This is a genomic window from Flammeovirga agarivorans (genome assembly GCF_012641475.1).
Classification (GTDB): Bacteria; Bacteroidota; Bacteroidia; order Cytophagales; family Flammeovirgaceae; genus Flammeovirga; species Flammeovirga agarivorans.
On sequence record NZ_JABAIL010000006.1, the window covers coordinates 38505 to 59646 of the forward strand.

General features: G+C 35.0%; 9 protein-coding genes. All 9 read left to right on the forward strand.

Translation table 11 applies throughout. The annotated features are described in order from the left end of the window. The first annotated feature begins 70 nt into the window (after positions 1 to 70). Positions 71 to 2497 carry a hypothetical protein gene (locus HGP29_RS19080; RefSeq protein WP_168884022.1) on the forward strand — a complete coding sequence of 809 codons (2427 nt, stop codon included), beginning with the start codon at positions 71 to 73 and terminating at the stop codon, positions 2495 to 2497. Positions 2498 to 3316: 819 nt separating this feature from the next. Beyond that, complete coding sequence (locus HGP29_RS19085) at positions 3317 to 4837, forward strand: formylglycine-generating enzyme family protein (RefSeq protein WP_168884023.1); 1521 nt, start codon at positions 3317 to 3319, stop codon at positions 4835 to 4837. 14 nt (positions 4838 to 4851) lie between these two features. Then, positions 4852 to 5766, forward strand: a complete 915-nt coding sequence (locus HGP29_RS19090) for a T9SS type A sorting domain-containing protein (RefSeq protein ID WP_168884024.1) — start codon at positions 4852 to 4854, stop codon at positions 5764 to 5766. 34 nt (positions 5767 to 5800) lie between these two features. Continuing rightward, positions 5801 to 8179: a hypothetical protein gene (locus HGP29_RS19095; protein ID WP_168884025.1), complete on the forward strand. Its 2379-nt coding sequence runs from the start codon at positions 5801 to 5803 to the stop codon at positions 8177 to 8179. A gap of 428 nt (positions 8180 to 8607) precedes the next feature. Continuing rightward, entirely contained in the window at positions 8608 to 11808 is a 3201-nt protein-coding gene (locus tag HGP29_RS19100) for a SusC/RagA family TonB-linked outer membrane protein (protein ID WP_168884026.1), read from the forward strand. A gap of 16 nt (positions 11809 to 11824) precedes the next feature. Then, positions 11825 to 13450 (forward strand): RagB/SusD family nutrient uptake outer membrane protein, encoded by a 1626-nt coding sequence (locus tag HGP29_RS19105; protein WP_211093342.1) that lies wholly within the window; start codon positions 11825 to 11827, stop codon positions 13448 to 13450. A gap of 16 nt (positions 13451 to 13466) precedes the next feature. After that, entirely contained in the window at positions 13467 to 15098 is a 1632-nt protein-coding gene (locus HGP29_RS19110; RefSeq protein WP_168884028.1) for an Ig-like domain-containing protein, read from the forward strand. Between the two features lie 77 nt (positions 15099 to 15175). Further along, entirely contained in the window at positions 15176 to 16504 is a 1329-nt protein-coding gene (locus tag HGP29_RS19115; protein ID WP_168884029.1) for a hypothetical protein, read from the forward strand. Positions 16505 to 16522: 18 nt separating this feature from the next. Continuing rightward, entirely contained in the window at positions 16523 to 21103 is a 4581-nt protein-coding gene (locus HGP29_RS19120) for a T9SS type A sorting domain-containing protein (protein WP_168884030.1), read from the forward strand. The last annotated feature ends 39 nt before the right edge of the window (positions 21104 to 21142 follow it).

Genomic DNA, 21142 nt, shown 5'->3' on the forward strand with positions numbered 1-21142 from the left:
GGTAATACTGATATCTTGCTTGAATTTTTTTATTAGATTGTATTGGGATGTCTTTGAACCACCTCATGTTATGAAAAGAATTGCAGTATTATTTTTTTTCTGTTTTTATTTAATATCAACTACTTATGCCCAATTGCCCGATGAATTGTGGCAATATGCTGGGACGAATACGTATATGTATTTTGAAAATGATATTTATAAAAACTCTCGTTTCTTTATGCAAACGGATAATCATTTTTTAACCTTCAATTATAAAAACTTTACTCTAGAACAACTTCGCCTAATCAATCAAGATGAAATAGGAAAAAACTATCTGGACAAGGAACAAAAAGAACCTTTGGACCTCTTATCCATGTTTGTAGAAATCAAAGGAACTAAATATAAAATAGTTCGTTTGGAGGATGAACAAAACTACGCTGGAGAACTTATTGAAAGTGGTAAGTTTTATCAACGAAGATATTATACAGATCTAAAATTAGAGAACGGTCCTGAGGTAAAGCTTTCCTTCGAAATATATACTTGGAATGATGTCTTAGGGTTCAAACTAATCTTTGATGAGGGTAAAATACCTATGGACAATAGTAAACTGATTATAGAATTAAAGCTTCCAGAAGATCAGTATAGTATTAAAAGCAAAAAAGGTCAGATTATCGCGAAAGCGAAAAACGGAAAGTCTTGGTTGCTTGAAAATCAGATAAATACTAATAAAGTATCAAAGGATAAAGGCGTACTCATTGCTGAAACAGCAGTGACAAATAAAGTGGCTAACCTTATTTTACATAGTGCAACATCTAATGAAGGAAAAGTAAATATTACTGCTTCGGATCTAAATAATACACATAAAGAGGTGGTAGTGAAAAAGGATGTTGAACAACAGGCTACTGTTATCTCATTAAACGATACTTTCAAACCTGTTGATGGTATGGAAAGAGTGGCATTGACATTAGAAAATACATCAGACAAACCACAATTACAGCGGTTAATCTTTCAAAGATTGAAAAGTGTAAGAGCTATAACAGGAGTGTCTATCATTTTAAGAGACAAAGAAGGCCATCCAACAGGTATACCCATTCAGATTTCTAAAAACTGGCATGGACAGAAAAATACTTGGTTTAAGTTTAGGGGACCATGGCTGAGGGCTTATACAATGGTAAGTCTTCCACCAAATTCTACAGTAGAACTAGAACTTTCGAAAGTTTCAGGATTCTGGGGAACATTACCAGCTGTTTCTCATAACCAATTATCCTTAACAGGATGGGGAAAAAAGAGAATTGGTAATCATCAGCTTTGGGACCAGACAGCAATGGGTGCCTTTGGCGAAAGTATTTGTTATGAACCGGACGGGGGACAGGCAAATACGTTAATTACAGACGTTAGGCCATTTTTAATAAAAAGTGATGACGACAGTAAAATAGGCCCTAGGAAGTGGAGTTGGACTCCCAATGTGGGGGGAGGAGACTTTATGCGTGTTTACGATGAAAAAGGAACAAAACATAAGATCAAGAGAATCAAATCACATATAAAACGTAATTGTCCCAACCTTACTGAGGTAACCTATACTGGAGTTACAAGCGATGATGCAGCAAATTATAGTTTGACAGCTAGCATTATGCGAAATGATGATTATGTAAGAGGTGTCTACACCCTAGAGGTTGAAGTAAATGATACTTTTAATTTTGATCGATTAGCATTAGCACAGTTTGGTTCAGAGACTTATTCTTATTCTGTTGAAAATAAGATAGCATGGGGCAACGCTGAAGGATTGATTAAAGAAATGAACAACATTCACAAGGAAAAGCAATACACAAATAAGGACCTTATCATTGAAGGTAAAAACCCTTGGTTTAGCATGCATGAAGCAAAAAACATGGAAAGTAATAATTATGCTGTATGGGGAAATAAGGGTGTAGTACTGAAAGAATGGTCGGCTAAAATTGGAGGGCAGAAAATAGCACCAAGATTTTCTACCTATTCATCTAGTAAGACAAGAGCCAAAGAGCCGGTTACTTTAGTAGAAGTGAATTTACCTTCTGATATAAAACAGTTACATAAAGGGGATAAAATTAGAATGGTGATGGAGCTTTGTGTCTTCCCACAGGAAGCTAAAAGTTATTATGGAACTAATGAAGAGTTTAGAAAAGCACTAGTGAAAGATGAGAACACTTGGCGATTAATGTGGAGAGAATCTTTGCAAAACGATGTAAAAGTGAAGGTCAAGAAAGGGAAAGTTGTTCGTAACTATCCGTTGAAGATTCAAGCAAAAAACAATGAGGTGAGCGTGGATCTTGCTAATGGATTAGGGTATGTGCCTGTAACAGTTTCTAATCTATCGGACTATAAAGACTTTAATTTTACTTTTAAATACGAAGGAAAAGAAATAGTTTTTGATCAAGAGCGATTCGGTAATGACTATTACCAGGTGGATTATGATCCAACAAATAAGACATGGGAGGTCACTTTTTCAGTACCTACAGATAATCATTCATTAGAAAACTAAGACAATAAACAGATACAAAAGACTTACTTATACACCTTTAAAGTGAGTCTTTTGTAAACAAATAATACTAATTGTATTACAATTAACTCTCAACTTAGTTATTGATAATTAAAGTATTATCAATGTTAAAACTAGACCAATAACTTATTTAATATACTAGGAATTGTAAGTGTAATATTACTATCAGTAGGGATATACTATTCTGTATCTCAAACTAATAAGTAACATTGAGTGTAAACCGTAATTATAAAGAATAATAGACAGACATCATTCACTTAAACAAACATTTTATTTAAGTGATTATCGATAGAAGCATATACATTTAATTTTTAGAAGAAAAGTTAAAAAGTAATTATTATTAATAGTCATTATACACAAGTTGAACACTGTTCTGCTTGTGTTTTTTTTTGCTCATTAGGTATTTTTCATCTATTATCACCGTTGTTATATTTTTCACTTGAACTTTAATAGCATCTGTTATTTTTAAGCGTATGTTAAGCTTATTGTTATCTTAAAATAGTTCAAATTTTATCATTTAGATAGTTACCCTATTTATTGAGTTAATGCTTTGAAATAACAATTTAGCACTAGCTAACACTTATCTTACTTGTGAATTATATTAGTACAAAATTGATAGAAATACACTCTAAATACTATAAAATAGCTTGTTTTTAGAGTTGATAGATGAAGACAAACTTTTGAAAGATGTATAATTTACAGTTAAAATAGGATTTATGATATTGCGTTTATGATCAAGGAATGAAATTGAAAATATTATAATTGATCACTCTTAATATCATGAATTAATACTTACTAAATATGAACAAGACATTTACTATTTACTCTTTTACGCTGTTCTTATTTTTACCTCTTTGTACTTGGGCGAACAACTTACAAATTGGTGACATTACGCTCACAAGAAATAATGATGGTAGCCAGTCTGCTCAGATTTCATTTTCTGTAGATTGGGAGAATTCTTGGCGAGTAAATAGTGGTCAGAATAACTGGGATGCAGTCTGGTTATTTGTAAAGTTTAAAAATCAAGATAGTGATTACTGGCAGCATGCAACATTAAGTAATGGGAGTGGTCATACAGCTGATAATGGAGGTCAAATTGATACTTCAAATGATACTGGAGATGGTTATGCACAAGGGGCATTTCTCTACAGTTCATCTACCAAGACACAAGGAGCGGCAGATTATGAAGTGTCTCTACGTTGGGAGTATGGTGTAGATCAGCAAGGCGAAGGAGATCTATTCGAAATCAATGTATACGGTATTGAAATGGTATATGTACCTCAAGGTAGATATTCTTTAGGAACCGGAGGGGGTGAGAATAACACATTCTATTTAAGGTATAATGATGGAGGTTCAAAAGATAAACCTTATGTAGTATCTACAGAAGATGCGATTACAGTAGGTACTGAGTATGGAAATTTACATTGGGATCTTATAGGACCAGTTCCTGGAGACTGGAATAGTGGAACCATACCTGCGGCTTTTCCAAAAGGGTATCAGAGTTTCTATTGTATGAAATATGAAGTGACCCAAGGGCAATATGCCGACTTCTTAAATACTTTGACAAGTGATCAGGTAGGAGAAAATGATTACCCTGTAACAGTTTATAATGGAACAAATAGGAATGGTTTAAGACAAATAGGTGATGAGTTTACATCTGATCATCCATATCTACCATTATTCTATTCAAGTCATAAGCTATTATTTAATTATCTGGATTGGGCATGTTTGAGACCAATGACCGAATTTGAATATGAAAAGGCCTGTAGAGGTACTGAAGATCCAGTGGCTCGAGAGTTTTCTTGGGGTACAAGTTTAGTTTCTACAGATGACTATTCGATTACTGATAATGATTTATCCTCAGAATACATTAGTGCCAATTACTCAGATACTGATGTAAATGCTTCTACAGGAAATTCGACTATTGATGAAAATAACGACGTGGTTCTTGGACCAACAAGGGTTGGTATTTTCGCAACAAGTACTTCTAATAGAATCGAAGCAGGAGCATCATACTATGGTATCATGGATATGACGGGTAATGTATGGGAAATGGTGATAACGGTATCTTATGAAGAAGGACATAGTTTTGATGGTTCACATGGAAATGGGAATCTAGATAATATAGGAAATTACACTATTTCTGGATGGCCAAATATTTCCGCGAGTAATCCAGCTACAGGAATTAGAGGAGGTAGTTTTGAAAATACTCAAGATAGAGCTTACATATCTGCAAGAGGTTATATAGGTGAGGATTTTTCAACTTCATCGGGAAGAAGTTTTGTTGGCGGTAGAGGAGTTAGAACAGCACCTAATAACTAACAACTACTGTCATTATGATAAAATTAAAGAAGTTAGTTGGATGGATAATTTTCCTTATATGTAGTACATATAATGTAAATGCCCAAGATATTTTTTCTGGGGGGTCGGGGTCAGGAGATGATCTTAGCTATTTGAAAGAGTCGGGTAGTATAGTATCCGCCAGTATTTTTGGTGGAGGTAGCGGTGCAGGAGACGATTTAAGTCACTTGGAGGAAACGGGTAGTGTGGCTACAGGAGATATTTTTAGTGGAGGTAATGCTTCAGGTTATGATTTAAGCTCAGCGACAAATCAGTCCATAACAACTCCCGATCTCTCGAATGAGATTTATAAAGGTGGTCAATCAAAAGGAGATGATTTTAGCCATTATGAGGCGGAAGACCCTCTTGAACAAATGGATCTTCCCATTGAATTGGCAGATTTCGAAGTTGTTAAACAAGAGAACAGGGCCATTATCAAATGGATAACGTTAACGGAAATCAACAATGATTATTTTATACTGGAAAGATCTAAAGAAGGGAAAAATTGGCAGGAAATAATGAGAATTGATGGTCAGGGTAATTCTTCAATATCACAAAAGTATGAAGTAGAGGATACCTCTCCGATTAGAGGGCAGTCTTTTTACAGATTAAGAAATGTTGATTTTGATGGCACTATTCACTATTCGGATATTCGATCATTTATCAATGATACGTTAGATGATTTCGAGCTTCTTGCTTACCCCAATCCATTTATAGATGAATTTACATTAGTATTAGATGAAGCGTATCATTCTAAAATAGAAATGTATGCAATAGATGGTAAGAGGATCAACTTTGATGTTCTTCAATCTGATGATAGAAAAATAAAACTATCACTACCAGAATTAAGAAAAGGAGTTTACCTAATAAAGGTAGCTTCAAAAAGTACTTTAATACTTATGAAAAAGTAACATAGACCTTTAAGACTTACTAGAAATTAAGACAATGAAAAACAACAAATACTTGTATTTACTTTTTGTAGTAATACTTCTAATCTCTTCCTATAAGTCGTTTCAATCAGATCTAGTGATGATTGAAAATGATTTTGTGAGAATCGAATACGATGCTCAAGAAGGATATTATCATATCTATGATAAATCTCAAAAGAGGTTTGTTGTTGAAAAAGCGTTTACAAAAGTCAATAATTATTATTCCACTAATTATTCAATTCACCAATCTACTATTGAAGAATTAAATGATGGATTAGGTGAAGGTCAGAAACTTACAGTAGTAAGTTCAAAAGGGGGCAACCCAGATATTATTGTAGAATTTATGTTGTATAACTATAATAGTTATTTGGTGTTGAATCTTGGAATAGATAATACTACAGATAATAATTTACGTATCCATACAATGTCACCTTTACAAAAAGGCATTGCTTATGACAATACAAAGTTTGAATCTTATATTGCCTTAGATGGATACAGTGGTGGTTCACTAGGATGGGAATGGCCTGGACATGGACATACAACAAGTGTTCATACTCAAAGCCTTACTTCTGAAAATAATTTGATGCTTACTTTTGGTAAAAGTCTAGACGAAAAGAATACTCTTGTTATGGGAGGGCTTACTTATAAAGAGTTTGCCAAGAAAGCAGAAGCAAAAAAATATCTCAGCCACCTTGAACTGTCCCTCTGGTGTGAAGATGGCGTCGGTAAACTTGTGGATGCTAACACAAAGTACTTACCGAATGAGAAGTTTTATATTGATTTTAATGAAAAGAACCCTTTTGAAGCTTTAGAGAAATACGCTCTAATCGTAAAAATGGCTCAAAAGGTAGAGCTTAACTATTATACTTTTCCAACACTGTGCTTGTGGTATACGCATACAAATAATACTACGGATGGTGTAAAACAAATGGAAGCAGCCGTTGAAAAAGGAATCACAAAATATTCTTCTTTGGGTATCAGAATCGTTCCGGACAATTACGATGATAACAATATTAATGGTTGGTTTGACGATGAACATTGGCAGAAGTACGGTTTTTATACGGCACCCTATGAAACATCAGAAAAATTTGCTCAAGCAATCATCGAGAGAGGAGGAATTCCATTTCAATATTTTCAATCTACTAAAACATCTACTGATTATAGTGAGCAATTTCCAGAACAATGTCTTTTCAATGAGGGTACTAAAAAAACCGGTAATCTTGGCCCTGATTGGAACATAATTGGAAATGGAGGATATGATGTAACGGATAAAGATTTTGAAAAACATTTAAAAGATGCTTATGCTCATATTTATCAAGCAGGTTTTAAAGGAATTATGATTGATTATCCTCATTTATCATGGCATGAAGATGGAGGATTTGATGATAAGTATACCACGACTGCGGGCTTTCATAGAAAGTATTTTGAGTTAGCTTATAATGGTTTGGGTGGAAAAAAGTCATTTGTACATGAAAGGATGAGAGATTCTGATGTTACGTTAGGTGCTGTTTCGTCTAAACGTACAGAAGGCGATACTTGGTCTATAACACCAAACATGATTAAACATACTTCGTTAAGGTGGTATAAAAATAGAGTTTTGGTCAATTGGGATATGGATGCGAAAGATTATACGAAGGTAAAATCAAAAAATAGAGATGCCATTCGTACGATGTTTACCATGACTTATGTAGTGAGTGGACGGTTATTATTAGGACATAGTTTGTATGATATGCCCGACTCTGTAACTTATGATCTCACAAGAACTTTACCTTATCCAGCTTTACCACAAACGGCTCGTCCCTTGGATGCTTTTTCATTAGAAAAGTTTTGCCCAGAAATTTTTGATTATAAAGTCAACGAAAAATGGCATCAGCTAACACTATACAATAGTAAACACTGGAAAGCAGAAAATATTAGTGTAGATCTATCTCAAAATGTCAATTTTAGTGGTCTTGGGTTAGATATGAACAAAGAATATCATGTATATGATTATTGGAATGATACTTATGTGAGCAAGGTGAAAGGGGGTGAGACACTTACACAAACCGTTAGAGGTGGAGAAGCCAGAATGTTAAGTGTACATGAGGTAGAGGAAAACCCTCAATTTATATCTACAAACAGGCATATAATGCAAGGTATGTTGGATTTGTATGATGTAGATTGGAGCAAAGCAAACAAAACTCTGACGGGTACTTCTAAAGTTATCGCAGAGGATACATATGAAGTAGTAATTGCTAAAAACAACTATAAAATACAAGACTTTGAGGTTTCTTCAGGTAAAGCAGAACTTGTTGAAATCAATGATGATTTAGTGAAGTTAGTCATTAACTCGCCAGAAAATAAAGAAATAAAATGGGGTGTTCAGTTTAATAAAAACATAAAAGACATGAGATAATAAAGATATCTATCCAAACTAAAATGCCCAATTCGGTAGGCTAAAGTACATTGTTATTTAATATTCTAATGATTTAATGTGGACAATTACCGGAAGTAATCAGGTCATCATTTATGATGAAATACAACAATCAAAGCATTAAACCCATCGATTAGTTTTAACTTAAATTAAGTTATTCGTTTTTAGTTTAAGGATTAAATAGGTCCCGATTCGTTATCATTTTGATAAGTACATTGTTACAAGCCCTAAATATTAGGACAAGATTAAAAATGTTAACAGCATATTGAAAAACATTATATAATTATGTAAAAATCTTGTAATTATATAATTTTACAAACAATTGAAATATTAGGACAAATATTTAAACTGACGATTTACCTAATTTTGAGCTAATCGATAAGCATGAAATCTATTCAATGAGTTAAAGTATGATGAAAAGAATTATACAGATAGCCAATTTTTTAATACTATTCATTTTAACATTTTTTATTACTAATGTCGCTAACGCACAAGATATCACTGTTAAAGGAATTGTTCATGATCCGAAAGGAATCACAATACCTGGTGCATCAGTTTCTGTAGTAAATGAGTTGAAAGGAACAATATCAGATATTGATGGAAAGTTTACTGTCTCCAATGTGAAAGTGGGCGATATTATCCTCATCTCTTTCATAGGTTATGAAAAGTATACTTTCACTGTAAAAGAATCAATGAAACCCGAAATCAAAGTTTACTTAAAAGAAAGTGTAAGTGAACTGGATGAGGTAGTTGTTATCGGTTATGGTGAACAGAAAAAAGAAGACCTTACAGGTGCGATAAGTAGAGTATCAGGTAAGGATATCGAGAGATCAACCAATGCCTCTTTTGAGAATGAATTACAAGGTCGAATGGCGGGTGTTAGAGTAGTATCTAACAGTGGTCAGCCAGGAGCATCATCATCCGTTTCAATTAGAGGAGTCAACTCAATTGGTGGAAATAACAGACCATTGTATGTAATTGATGGAGTGCCAATCATTTCTGATGATAATATGGGTTTTGCTCAGAATGAAGGTTCGGGGCAAAGTGCAATGGCGGACATCAACCCTGCAGATATTAAATCGGTCGAAGTTTTAAAAGATGCTTCTTCTACTGCTATTTATGGATCTATGGGATCAAACGGTGTGATTTTAATTACTACGAAACAAGGTGAAGCGGGAGATATCAAAACCAATGTCAGTGGCAAATACGGTGTACAAGAATTACCAAAATGGATGTATAAAGATGTTTTGGATACACCTGGTTATATGTCATTAAGAGCAGAAACAAACAGATTATCTTCTACAGACTCTCTAAACTATTTAGGAAATACATCAGATACATTGACCAATACAAATTGGCAAGATCAATTATATAGACAAGGATATGTTGCGGATATAAACGCATCGGTATCGGGAGGAACAAGAAAATTTAACTTTAGAACTTCTGCTAACTACTATAAATCAGAAGGTATTATTGAAAATTCAGGTTTTGAAAGAATAACATTCAATGCCAATGTTAACGGTCAAGTTTCTGAAAAATTGAGAATGTCATCTACCATTTACATTGCAAACTCTGATGCACAACAGGTGAATACAGGTACTGGTTTTGACCCATCAAAAGGGCAAGGGAGTGTGGTTTTACAAGGTTTGAGAGCTCAGCCAACTTTGGATCTTGAAGGAAACAATTTGATAAATAACAGCCTTGCTTTATTTAACAATACACCATTGGATATGGTGAGGTTGAACAGTATGCAAAACCTAACGAATGTGTTGGTGGGTAATTTATCATTGGATTATAACATAGGAAAAGGGTTTGCATTAACGACTAGATATGGTGTAAACAACGGTAATAGAGAAAATAACTTCTATAGAGCTACAAATCCAGCGAACAGAATTGATGATATCGATGGCTGGGCAAAGAGACGTTTTTCTAGCTTTTCTTCATGGAACTGGGACAATCAAATCAGATACAACAAGAAAGTCAATAAGTTCAATGTAAATGCTTTATTGATGTCTTCATTGAGAAGTTCTCAAGACAACTGGTCAAGCCAAGAAGCACAAAACTTCCCTTCAGACGCTTTAAAGTGGTACAATATGGGAGCAGGAACATCTCAGCTTTCAAACAATAGTGGTTATGGAAAACGTACTTTAATGAGTTTTACAGCCAGAGCCATTTTAAGTTATGACAATCGTTATTTCTTAACTGTTTCGGAGCGTATAGATGGAGCATCACAATTCTCAAAGAACAATAAATGGGCTTCATTCCCTGCAGTATCTGCTTCATGGAAAATCAATCAAGAAAAGTTCTTTAGTGTTCGTAATGTAGATCTTCTGAAATTAAGAGCGAGTTACGGTACAAACGGTTCGCCTGCAAGTAGAATTGGACAATCATTAGCCATTTATTCTACACACTACGGTGTTCTAGGAAGTGAAACAAAGTATAGATCTCCAGCTTTAAGAGAAGCTTTCTTTACAAATGATGAGTTAAAGTGGGAGCTGACAAAAGAATTAAACTTTGGTCTAGACTTCAGTTTCTATAAATCAAGAATAACTTTTACAGGAGACTACTACATCAAAAATACTGATGACCTGCTATTGAATACTAATGTTCCGGGTTACACTGGTTTCAAGGAGGGTTTAGTAAATGTGGGTTCATTACAGAATAAAGGTCTTGAGTTGATGTTGAAAACTACAAATGTAGAATCGGGTGATTTTTCTTGGTCGAGTAGCATTATGTACACCAATGCTAAGACGTACATCACAGATTTAAATGTAGATAAATTAAATACAGGGTACCAAAATCCTTGGATTAACGAAGGAGCAACACAACGTTTAATTATTGGAAAAGAACTAGGTACTTTCTGGGGTAGAAAGCAAGAAGGGGTATTCCAATACGAAGACTTTAAGGAGTTTAGAGGAATGACAACTGAGGAAGCAGCCAGAAAATATAGAGAAGACCTAAAAGAAGCGAAATACCAAGTAGGTGGTTTAAATGGTAAGTACACTCCTTGGAAGGAAAAAGATGTTGGACAGGCAAGATACCCTGGTCAACCGAAATACAAGGACTTAAACGGTGATGGCAAAATTAACTCTGAGGACTTAACAGAAATCGGAAATGCTCAACCAGACTTTGTATGGTCATTAGGCAATGATTTTACATACAAAAACCTAACACTATCGATCTTTATTGTGGGTGAGCAAGGTAGACAAATGGCTAACTTGAATAACTGGCAGTTGAGCTTCCTAAATGGATCTCACAATACAACACAAGAGATCTTTGATAACCGTTGGACACCTGAAAATCCAACAGAGGATACGCATATTGCTTTGGGAAGTAACAACCAATCTACGATTTCATTCAGTGATGATTTTATCGAAGATGCCTCTTTCGTAAGGTTAAAAAGAATTGACCTGATGTATCGTTTTGTGAGAGAAAAATTTAATGCAAACCTTACTTTCTCAGTAAGTGATATATATACTTGGACAAATTACAGTGGTTATAATCCTGATGTTTCATTAGGAGGTCACAATGCCTTAAAAATGGGGCATGACTACGGTATTTACCCATTACCAATTACATATAATGTCGGTTTAAACCTAACATTTAAATAAGCACATGTTGAAAAGTATGAATTATAAAAATATTGTTTTTTGCCTGTTGATGCTAGGCGGAGTGAGTTGTAACTTCTTGGAAGAAGATCCAAAAGGTTATATCACAGAAAACGACCTACCGCAGACTTACGAAGGAGCACTTTCTTTGGCAATGGCTCCATATGAAAATTGGGTATCAGGTGGTAATTTATTCGGCAGATGGTTTTATCTGTGGGAATTAGGAACTGATGATATGTCAAGTCAGGAACGTCCAGAAATTTCAGGACCAAATGCCAATTATCTCCTACATACTGCAAATCCAGACGAATACTTCTATTACAATGGTATTTGGGGACCACTTTGGAAAGGTGTTGCAGATTGTAACAATGCGATGGATAAGATTCAGAAAATGGATGGAGAAATCACAGACGAGGAGAAAGAGGAGATTATCGGTGAACTAAAGACAAATAGAGCATTGTACTACTATTTTTTAGTACGAATGTTCGGTGATTTGCCTAAAGTGACACAACCGATGAACTTGTTGAGTAATTTAGGTGAGATTCCAAGATCTGATGCAATGGAGATTTACAACGAAATCATCATCCCAGATCTAAAAGATGCTATCGAAGTACTGCCTGAAAGCTATGGTACAAGTTATGCTGGTAGATTTACAAAAACTTCTGCAAATGTATTATTAGCAGAGGTGTATCTTACAATGGCGGGATGGAGATATACTTCAGCAGGACAGTTGTTAAAAGGCGACTCTGAATTATATAGATATGCAATGGCATATGCAGACAGTGCAATCAATAATAATGGAGGTTTTGAGATTTTTACTGAAAATGAAGAATACGAAAATCCATTCGAGCAACCATGGAGACAGCATTTCTCTAAAGAATCATTGATTGAATTTGGTAACCTTTCTGGTCTTGGTAAAGGTGCTCAAGCAGAAGGTTTACAGCTTGTAGCAGAAACTATGGACCATGGTGCTGGCAAATTCTGGGGAGGTAATCCAAAGAAATTTCATGGTTCAGCAACAGGTATGTATATCCCAACTCCAGATTTATTTAGAGCTTTTGAAGAAGGTGATAAAAGAAAAGATTTTAGTATGCTGGTGAAAGCCGTTGATGCAAAAGGAGATACTTGTTACAGTCCACCTATTTATCATAAGCTATGTGATCCTTTTATTTATAGAGGTGAGCCAGGTTTCCAAGCGGCAGACGGTGATATCAATATTGTTTTATACAGAATCGCAGATGCATTATTGATCTTTGCAGAAGCATCTAACGAAGTAAACGGCCCTACAGCAAAAGCAGTAGAACAGATCAATAAATTAAGAAGAAGAGGTGGTTTAACTGACCTATCTACTTCGATGACTAAAGATCAGTTTAGAGAAATTATCTGGAAGGAAAGAAGAGTAGAAACAAATGGAGAAGGGAAGCGTAAGTTTGACCTTGTGAGAACAAATAGGTTAAAACAACTAGCTGATGCAAGAGATATCTATTATAGCTCATCAGACAACCCAGAGTATGCAAACGGTCAGAAAGATGATATTCTGATTAATACCATTTGTTTGCCTTATCCACAGCATGAATATATATGGCCTATTCCTAGACCAGATATGCTACTACATGACAATTGGAAACAAAATTACGGTTACTAAAACGGGAATAACTAAGATGAAAAAACTAAACTTATTAAGCGTTTTATTGATGTTCCTTGTTTTTGGTTGTAATGAACAACAAGTGGAGCAAGACATCAAAATTGATGAAGGAATCAGCGTTAGTCCGTGGGAGATTCCAACAGCATTTGAGATAAACGAAACATTACAGTTTATTGCTTATAATATTTCTGATTACGAAGAAGCAACTGGTATTGTTTGGTCTGTAGTTTCTCCTGATGGAGCTGTAGAAGTAGAAGAAGAAACAGGTATTGTAACAGGAACAAAAGAAGGTTGGGGTAAGGTAATAGCCACTTCGTCAATTACTAATCTTTCCGATACAACTTATGTTGTAGTAGGACATGAGAATCCATCGGTTGACTTCTTAGAGCCTGTAATCCAAGAGTTAGAAGTTGTAGTCGGTAGAAGTATTCAAGTAGAAGCCATGACACTTCCTTACAACGTTAGTGATTTAGGGTTAATATGGTACGAAGCAGATGAACCAGAAATGATAAATGTAGAAAGTCACGGTCTGGTAAAAGCGAAAGTAGTGGGTGTTACTAATGTATTGGCACATACCATTAGAACGGAAGATAGGGAGGTTTTAACAACGTCAATTCGTTTAAATGTAATGCCTGAAATCGCTGTTGATACTATTTTATTTGCTGAAGATGTGATTACTCAAACAGAAACAGAAGAGTTTGGTATTGCATTTAACTACTTACCAGAAAATGCTAACGATACTACTTTCCATTACTATGTTTCTGATACCTCTATTTTAGAAATTAATGAAGAAACAGGTTTGATTTTAGCGAAGAAACCGGGTTCGGCATTAGCTTTTGTTTCTAACGATAGAATTTTATCAAAAGCAGTAAAGGTAACAGTAAATGAAAAAGTATTTGCTCAGGGTGTAGAATTAAATTATCTACTGGCAGGACCGATTCAGTTTACAGGTCAATCTGTTCAAATTGAAGCGAATTTTACTCCTGAAGAAACTTTTGATCAGACTGGTGTTTGGACGTCATCAAATGAGTTAGTAGCCTCTGTTGACCAAGGTGGTGTTGTAACTGCAGTAAGTGACGGAACAACAATCATTAAGTTTGTCTCTAATGATGGAGGTTTTACCGATGAAGTGGAAGTTACAGTAGATGCCACCTACTATTACTTTGCAGCAGGTGAAACAAACAATGAGGTTTCGGTAAGACCAAGAAAAGATTTATCGATTGAAGAAATTGTAGGTACTAACCATGCCAATGAGGAGGTAGATCTTATCCAACTGACAAGAGTAGCAGGTGATGGTTGGCCGTTATACGATATTTCGACACAAAACTCGGCTATTGTTAATTCAGATTATGGTTTAGAATATTCATTATGGGCAAAGGCCATAAAGGCAGATGAGAAGTTAAGTCATTATAATATTAGTCTTATTCTTAAAAGCTCTAGCAGTGGAGTAAGGGTGAAGAAAGTGGTAGAAGTGAAGGAGCCTATCTTTAATGAATGGACAGAATATAAATTTAACTTCGACGATACCGAAGCCATCAATGAAGATATCGACCAAATGGAATTAATTTTCTGGGATGGTCACTTTGGAGATACTACATTAAACGCACAATATATCATCGAAGGTCTTACAGGCCCTAGATTAAGATAATAAAAATTAGGAGACGCGAGCAATCGCGTCTCACCTCGATATCATTATCCAAACTATACACTTTTCATAAATTTGAGATGAGATTTAAGCTATACATAACATTCATTCTCTTTTTATCTTTTATCAACACAACCGTATTTTCCCAAGTACAGGTATATGGTGAGAAAGGGATATTAGACACGCCAATGTCATGGGGTAGTTCTTTTGACATTTCAAGTTCTTTTCAAGGAAAAAAAGAAGTGATTCACCTAACACGTAATCATGCAGTATATGGAGGGGTGATGTTTGATTTAAATATGAAATTGGATCTCTCTAGTTCCAAAAAGATTTCATTTACAGCATTTTATCCTCAACCGATAAAAGAGATAAGTGAACATACAATTATGTTAGGTGTAAGAGAGAAAGGAAGTAATACCCAATTTCAAGCACTTAAAAAGTTTAAAGTCACAAAATTCAATTCATGGGAAACTTATGAAGTGGAAGTGGATCCTATTAAGGGAGTTGATTATAAATCTGTAGTGATTCTTGTTCAACCCGGAAGTCAAAATGGGAAGGCAGATGGTTTGGAGATTTACATTAGCGAAGTCAATGTTCCAGGAGTTGAGGCCGAGCATGTTCTTGTACAATTATCCACAGATAACATTGGAGAGAATGTATTTATTGATATTCTATCGAATGGAGATATTGATCAAAAAGTAAAGAAGACTGTATTTTCATTGATTAAAAATGGCTATAAAACAGTTCCTATCAAGAATGTCAAAACGGATCAAAAACGCATTACACTTCAACTGAGTGAGCCAATTACATCTAATGATAATTTATTATTATCGTTTGGAAAAGGAAAAATAATTGACGCCAATGGTAAAGAACTACTTCCATTTAAGCATAAAGTAGTAAAGAATAATATACCAATTGATTATGAGGTATATACTGATTTCTGCTTTGAACATAAGTATACAGATGGGAAGTTTTATGATTACTGTTCTAACCTAAGAAGAGGAGTACAAGATCCATCCGGCAGTGATAAACAAGTGATGTTAATAGAAAGTACTGATGATAAAAATGCGGCTGTTCTTTTTGACCTTCAGACAGAAATTGACCTCACAAGAGAAAATAAATTTAAGGTAAATGTTTTTGTACCTACACCTCCAGAGGGTGTTCAAAAAATTGCTATCAAACTATGTTTAAGAGAGGATAGAAAAGATTTAAAACAGCTATCTAAAGAGATCACACTATCCACCTTCAACAATTGGGTCGAATGTACTTTCGATTTGGAAGATATAAAGGCTCAAAAAATAACATACAACTCCTTTTGCCTCATTTTTAACCCCGAGGATAGGGGTTCGATCAAAGGATTGGAGTTCTATATCAAAGACTTTAAAGGACCAAAAAAAATTATTTACTAATACCAAAAATTAAATGAAATGAAAGAATTATTTACCACTTTAAAATCCTTGTGCTGTATCATAGGAATATTACTTTCTATGCAGGTTAACGCACAAACAGACTTTCCATATTATCAGTCACATCAAAAAGCGATTGGAGATGTGACTCAGGTAGTGGGTGTAGGTTTTGTATCAGGTTCTGATCCTGCAGGTCAGGCTTGTCATAATATCAATAGAATAGACCGTAGAGAAAGTATTAATGGCTCTTTTGGTTTACATCTTTATGGCCCAATTGACTTCTCAACGGGAACAGATTTCCATGTGAGATTATACGCAGAATCACCTTCAGTTATACCTTCTAACAAAACAATTGCATTAGGAGTTAGGCCTTCTAACGGTACTAATGAAGATGAGGTAGTAGAAGTGTTGGAGATCACTCAGTTTGATCAATGGGTAGATTACACTTTTGATTTTTCATCAATAGATCAGAGTGTGGAATACAATCAAGTTCATTTGTATTTCATCAAAGATGATCAAACCAATGAAGCGGAGGGAATGCATTTTTTTGTAGACGAGGTAAAGGGACCAAGAGTACATCAAAATTTAATCTCAAATACAGCTTCTATCAATGAAGCAGGAAATATTGCTACTATTACTTTTAATGGACATGATGCTTTAGATAAAGTGTATAACCCAACTTTCCATCTTTTTGATGCCAACGCTCAGGAAATTGGAGTGAAGCAAACTTTAGTAAACGGAAACAAAATCGAATTGCTATTAGATAGAAAGATAGAGTTTGGGGAAGTACTAACTTACAGTTTTACGAATGGTATTGTAATGGATATCAAAGGCGCTGTATTAAAGGCATTCACAGGTGCATCTGTGATCAACCATTCAAATTATACTTCTAAAGCAAATACACTATTAACCTCATTTAATGAGGAAGAATCATTGGTTGATTTTCATAGAGGAGTATTCTTTGGATTCGAAAAAGCTGCTAACCCTACTAATGCTAATGAAACAGTGGGGAAAATAGTAAGAGCGGCAAATTCATGGTCGAATCTTGAATTTAAATTTAAGGAGAATACGTCATTAGATGTTACCAATGGTAAAGTATTCACCTTAGATATTTACTTGGAAGACACAGGTATTGAGAATATCAATAAAGAAGTGAGCTTTGCGATCAAGCCTAAAGACGGCAATGATAAAATGTCTGGTATCTATCGTGAAATTACTTGTTATAATCAGTGGCAAACATTGATTTTTGACTTATCAGATTGGGAAGATAGTGAGTTTGATAATATCGAATATCTAAAATTCTTTATTGGTTCTAGAGACGAAGATAACAAAGCGGAAGGCTTAACAGCATATATTAAAGATGTAAAAGGGCCATCATTTGTATCGAACAAAATTGAATTTAAAGCAGAAGTAGCAAGTTCATTGGACAAAGTAAACTTAGATGTTTTAACAGCATATGCTATTCAAACTGTTGATCAAACAGGGTTTACAGTGACTTCAGGTGGTTTGGATCAAACGATTTCTTCAGTTACTTATACGGAAAAGCAAATTGTATTGAATTTAGATAATCCACTTAATGTAAATGAAAACATCTTGGTATCATTTGATGCAACATCTGGAAATGTTGTGGATACAGAAGGGTACACATTAGCTTCTTTTACTGATCTAATGCCTACACTACCAGAAATGGAACATGAGGAAAAAGTGACGATTGATAATGGGGTATTCTACTATCATGATGAAACGAGTAATGATTTGTTTGTTCCTTTCTCAACAGGAAACTTTACTTCTGAAGTAGTAGATAATCCTTATATCACAGCTGATGTTTCTGATGCTAAGGTGACAAAGATTACAAGAGCACAAACATCTCATGGTAACGCCAACTTTTATACAGTCAATGATTCATATATCAGAGGCGATCGAAATTTAGTCTTTAAAATGATGGTATATCAGGAAGATGATCTACCTGAATTATCATGGAATGCTATTGGGTTAGAATTATTGAATAAAAATGATAACTACGGTATCAAAGTAGATCCTCAAATTACGGAAAGAGGAAAATGGATAGAGCTTGTTTTTGATTATTCTCAGATTACGGAAAATAGAGATTACAAAAATGACCCTGATAATCCAGCACCTCCAGTAAGTGAATCTATGTATAATCGTTTCTCGATTACATTTGGTGTAGATGGTAGTCCAGTAGATGAAAGAATTGATGGTGTAGTTTATTATTTGACAAATTTATACGGACCTCATGTTCAGTCTCCTGCCGATGCTTTATTATATTCTTTAGTAGTAGATGGTAAATTGGTTGATGGCTTTTCAAGCGATAATTTCAATTACACAGTAGATATTCCTTTTGGTCATACGCCAAGTATCAAAGCTGAAGCTTTTAATGCAGATGCCACAGTAGAAACAGTGGATGTAACTGAAAGTGGAGCAACAATAAAAGTGACTGCAGTAGATGGTACAGAACAAAATTATACATTGTCATACAATGAGTTAGATCCGTCTACAGTAAACACATTAGCATCTATCACAGTAAATGGATTACCACTCAGTGGTTTCGAGTCTAGTACTGAGGATTATTCATTGACATATTTAAGAGGCTCTGATAACGTACCAATGGTTGAAGCGATGGTTACAGATGAGCTATCAACAATAACTATAACACCGGCAACTGAAATGCCAGGTACTACGACAATTGTTGTAGAAGCACAAAGTGGTGATCAGAAAACTTATACGGTAAACTTCGATTGGACGCCTGCTTCTGATGTCAACTTATTATCGGAAATTTATTTAAATGGTAATTCTATTGGTGGCTTCTCATCAAATAAAGATACTTATGAAGTAATGAGAAATTATGGTGTGACAGGGCTTCCAGGAGTTTCAGCAGATGCGTTAGATCCTTTTGCGACAGTAGGAGAACCTGTTACAGAAATAGAGTGGGAGTCAAACCAAAGAGCTATCGTATCTATTACGGTCACTCCTGAGGATGAAACAGCACCAAAGAAAACATATCAAGTAATTTTCAAATGGGAAGCACCAAATCAAGATGCTTCATTAAGTAGTTTAACAGTAGATTCAGAGTTGGTTACAGATTTTGATCCATCTGTAACGTCATATACTTTAACGTACCCATATGGGACAACCGATATTCCAACAATTGCAGGAGAAGTGAATGATGCGACAGCGAGTATCACATCGACAACTCAGGCAGAATCTTGGGGAGCAACAGCAACGATTGTAGTTCAAGCACAAGATCCAGATTTAGCAGCAACAACGTATTCGGTTACATTCAATCAAGAAGCACCAAATCAAGATGCTTCGTTAAGTAGTTTAACTGTAGATTCAGAGTTGATTACAGATTTTGATCCATCTGTAACGTCATATACTTTAACGTACCCATATGGGACAACCGATATTCCAACAATTGCAGGAGAAGTGAATGATGCGACAGCGAGTATCACATCGACAACTCAGGCAGAATCTTGGGGAGCAACAGCAACGATTGTAGTTCAAGCACAAGACCCAGATTTAGCAGCTACAACGTATTCAGTTACATTCAATCAAGAAGCACCGTCAACAGATGCTACTTTATCGACTCTAACTGTCAATGGTGAAGAGGTAACAGGTTTTGATCCTACTGTACATGAATATTCTATTGAATATGATTATAACACTACAGAAATTCCTACGTTAGCAGGTGTTGCCAATGATGATGAATCCCTTTCAGTTGAGATAGAACAAGCTACTGAAATGCCAGGTGTGGCTACAGTTACAGTTACGGCTCAGGACGGTACAACAGTAATAAGTTATACTGTAAATTATATATGGACTGCAGCTTCAACAGATGCCACATTAAGTGGAATTAGTGTTAATGAAGAGGCATTAGTAGGATTTGCTGTAGATAAGTTCGATTATGAAATGGTCTTACCTGTTGGTACTACAGAAGCACCAATTGTATCTGCAAACGTCAGTGACAGCAACGCTTCTATCGAAATTACTCAGGTAGATGGCACAGAGGGTGATGCCACTATTGTGGTTATAGCAGAAGATGCGACGACAACTAGTACATATACGATTAGCTTCTCTGTAGAAGAGGTAAAATCAGACAATGCTTCTTTAACAGCGATTATGATCGACGGAGAGGAAATATCAGATTTCTCTTCTGATGTATTTGAGTATGTAATTACATTAAATAACCTTCCTGAGATCACAGTGATTACTGAAGATGTTAATGCTACGGTAGAAGTTGAACAACCGGATAATTTTGGAGATATTGTAACTATAACGGTTACAGCGGAAGACGAGGTAACTCAATTAGTTTATACTTTACTAATTAACGAATTAATACCAACTTCAATTATTAATCTGGAGAACGAAATCAATGCTTATTCTAGTGCTTCAAATACACTGACTTTAAAATTTGCAAGAGGCTTTAATAATGATCTAGTAAGAGTAATACACTTAAACGGTCAAATTGCCTTCCAGCAAAAAGTTTCAGGGACATCGGCAAATATCACCAACCTTAAACAGGGTATTTATGTGGTACAAATAGCTGTAGGTAATGAAGTTTTTGTTAGAAAAGTGAAGATATAATAAATAGCGGGAGACGTTATTTATAGCGTCTCCCTACTT

Coding starts and splice junctions, on each gene's coding strand:
- HGP29_RS19100 (WP_168884026.1), top strand. CDS start 8,608: ATGATGAAAAGAATTATACAGATAGCCAATTTTTTAATACTATTCATT.
- HGP29_RS19090 (WP_168884024.1), top strand. CDS start 4,852: ATGATAAAATTAAAGAAGTTAGTTGGATGGATAATTTTCCTTATATGT.
- HGP29_RS19085 (WP_168884023.1), top strand. CDS start 3,317: ATGAACAAGACATTTACTATTTACTCTTTTACGCTGTTCTTATTTTTA.
- HGP29_RS19115 (WP_168884029.1), top strand. CDS start 15,176: ATGAGATTTAAGCTATACATAACATTCATTCTCTTTTTATCTTTTATC.
- HGP29_RS19080 (WP_168884022.1), top strand. CDS start 71: ATGAAAAGAATTGCAGTATTATTTTTTTTCTGTTTTTATTTAATATCA.
- HGP29_RS19105 (WP_211093342.1), top strand. CDS start 11,825: ATGAATTATAAAAATATTGTTTTTTGCCTGTTGATGCTAGGCGGAGTG.
- HGP29_RS19120 (WP_168884030.1), top strand. CDS start 16,523: ATGAAAGAATTATTTACCACTTTAAAATCCTTGTGCTGTATCATAGGA.
- HGP29_RS19110 (WP_168884028.1), top strand. CDS start 13,467: ATGAAAAAACTAAACTTATTAAGCGTTTTATTGATGTTCCTTGTTTTT.
- HGP29_RS19095 (WP_168884025.1), top strand. CDS start 5,801: ATGAAAAACAACAAATACTTGTATTTACTTTTTGTAGTAATACTTCTA.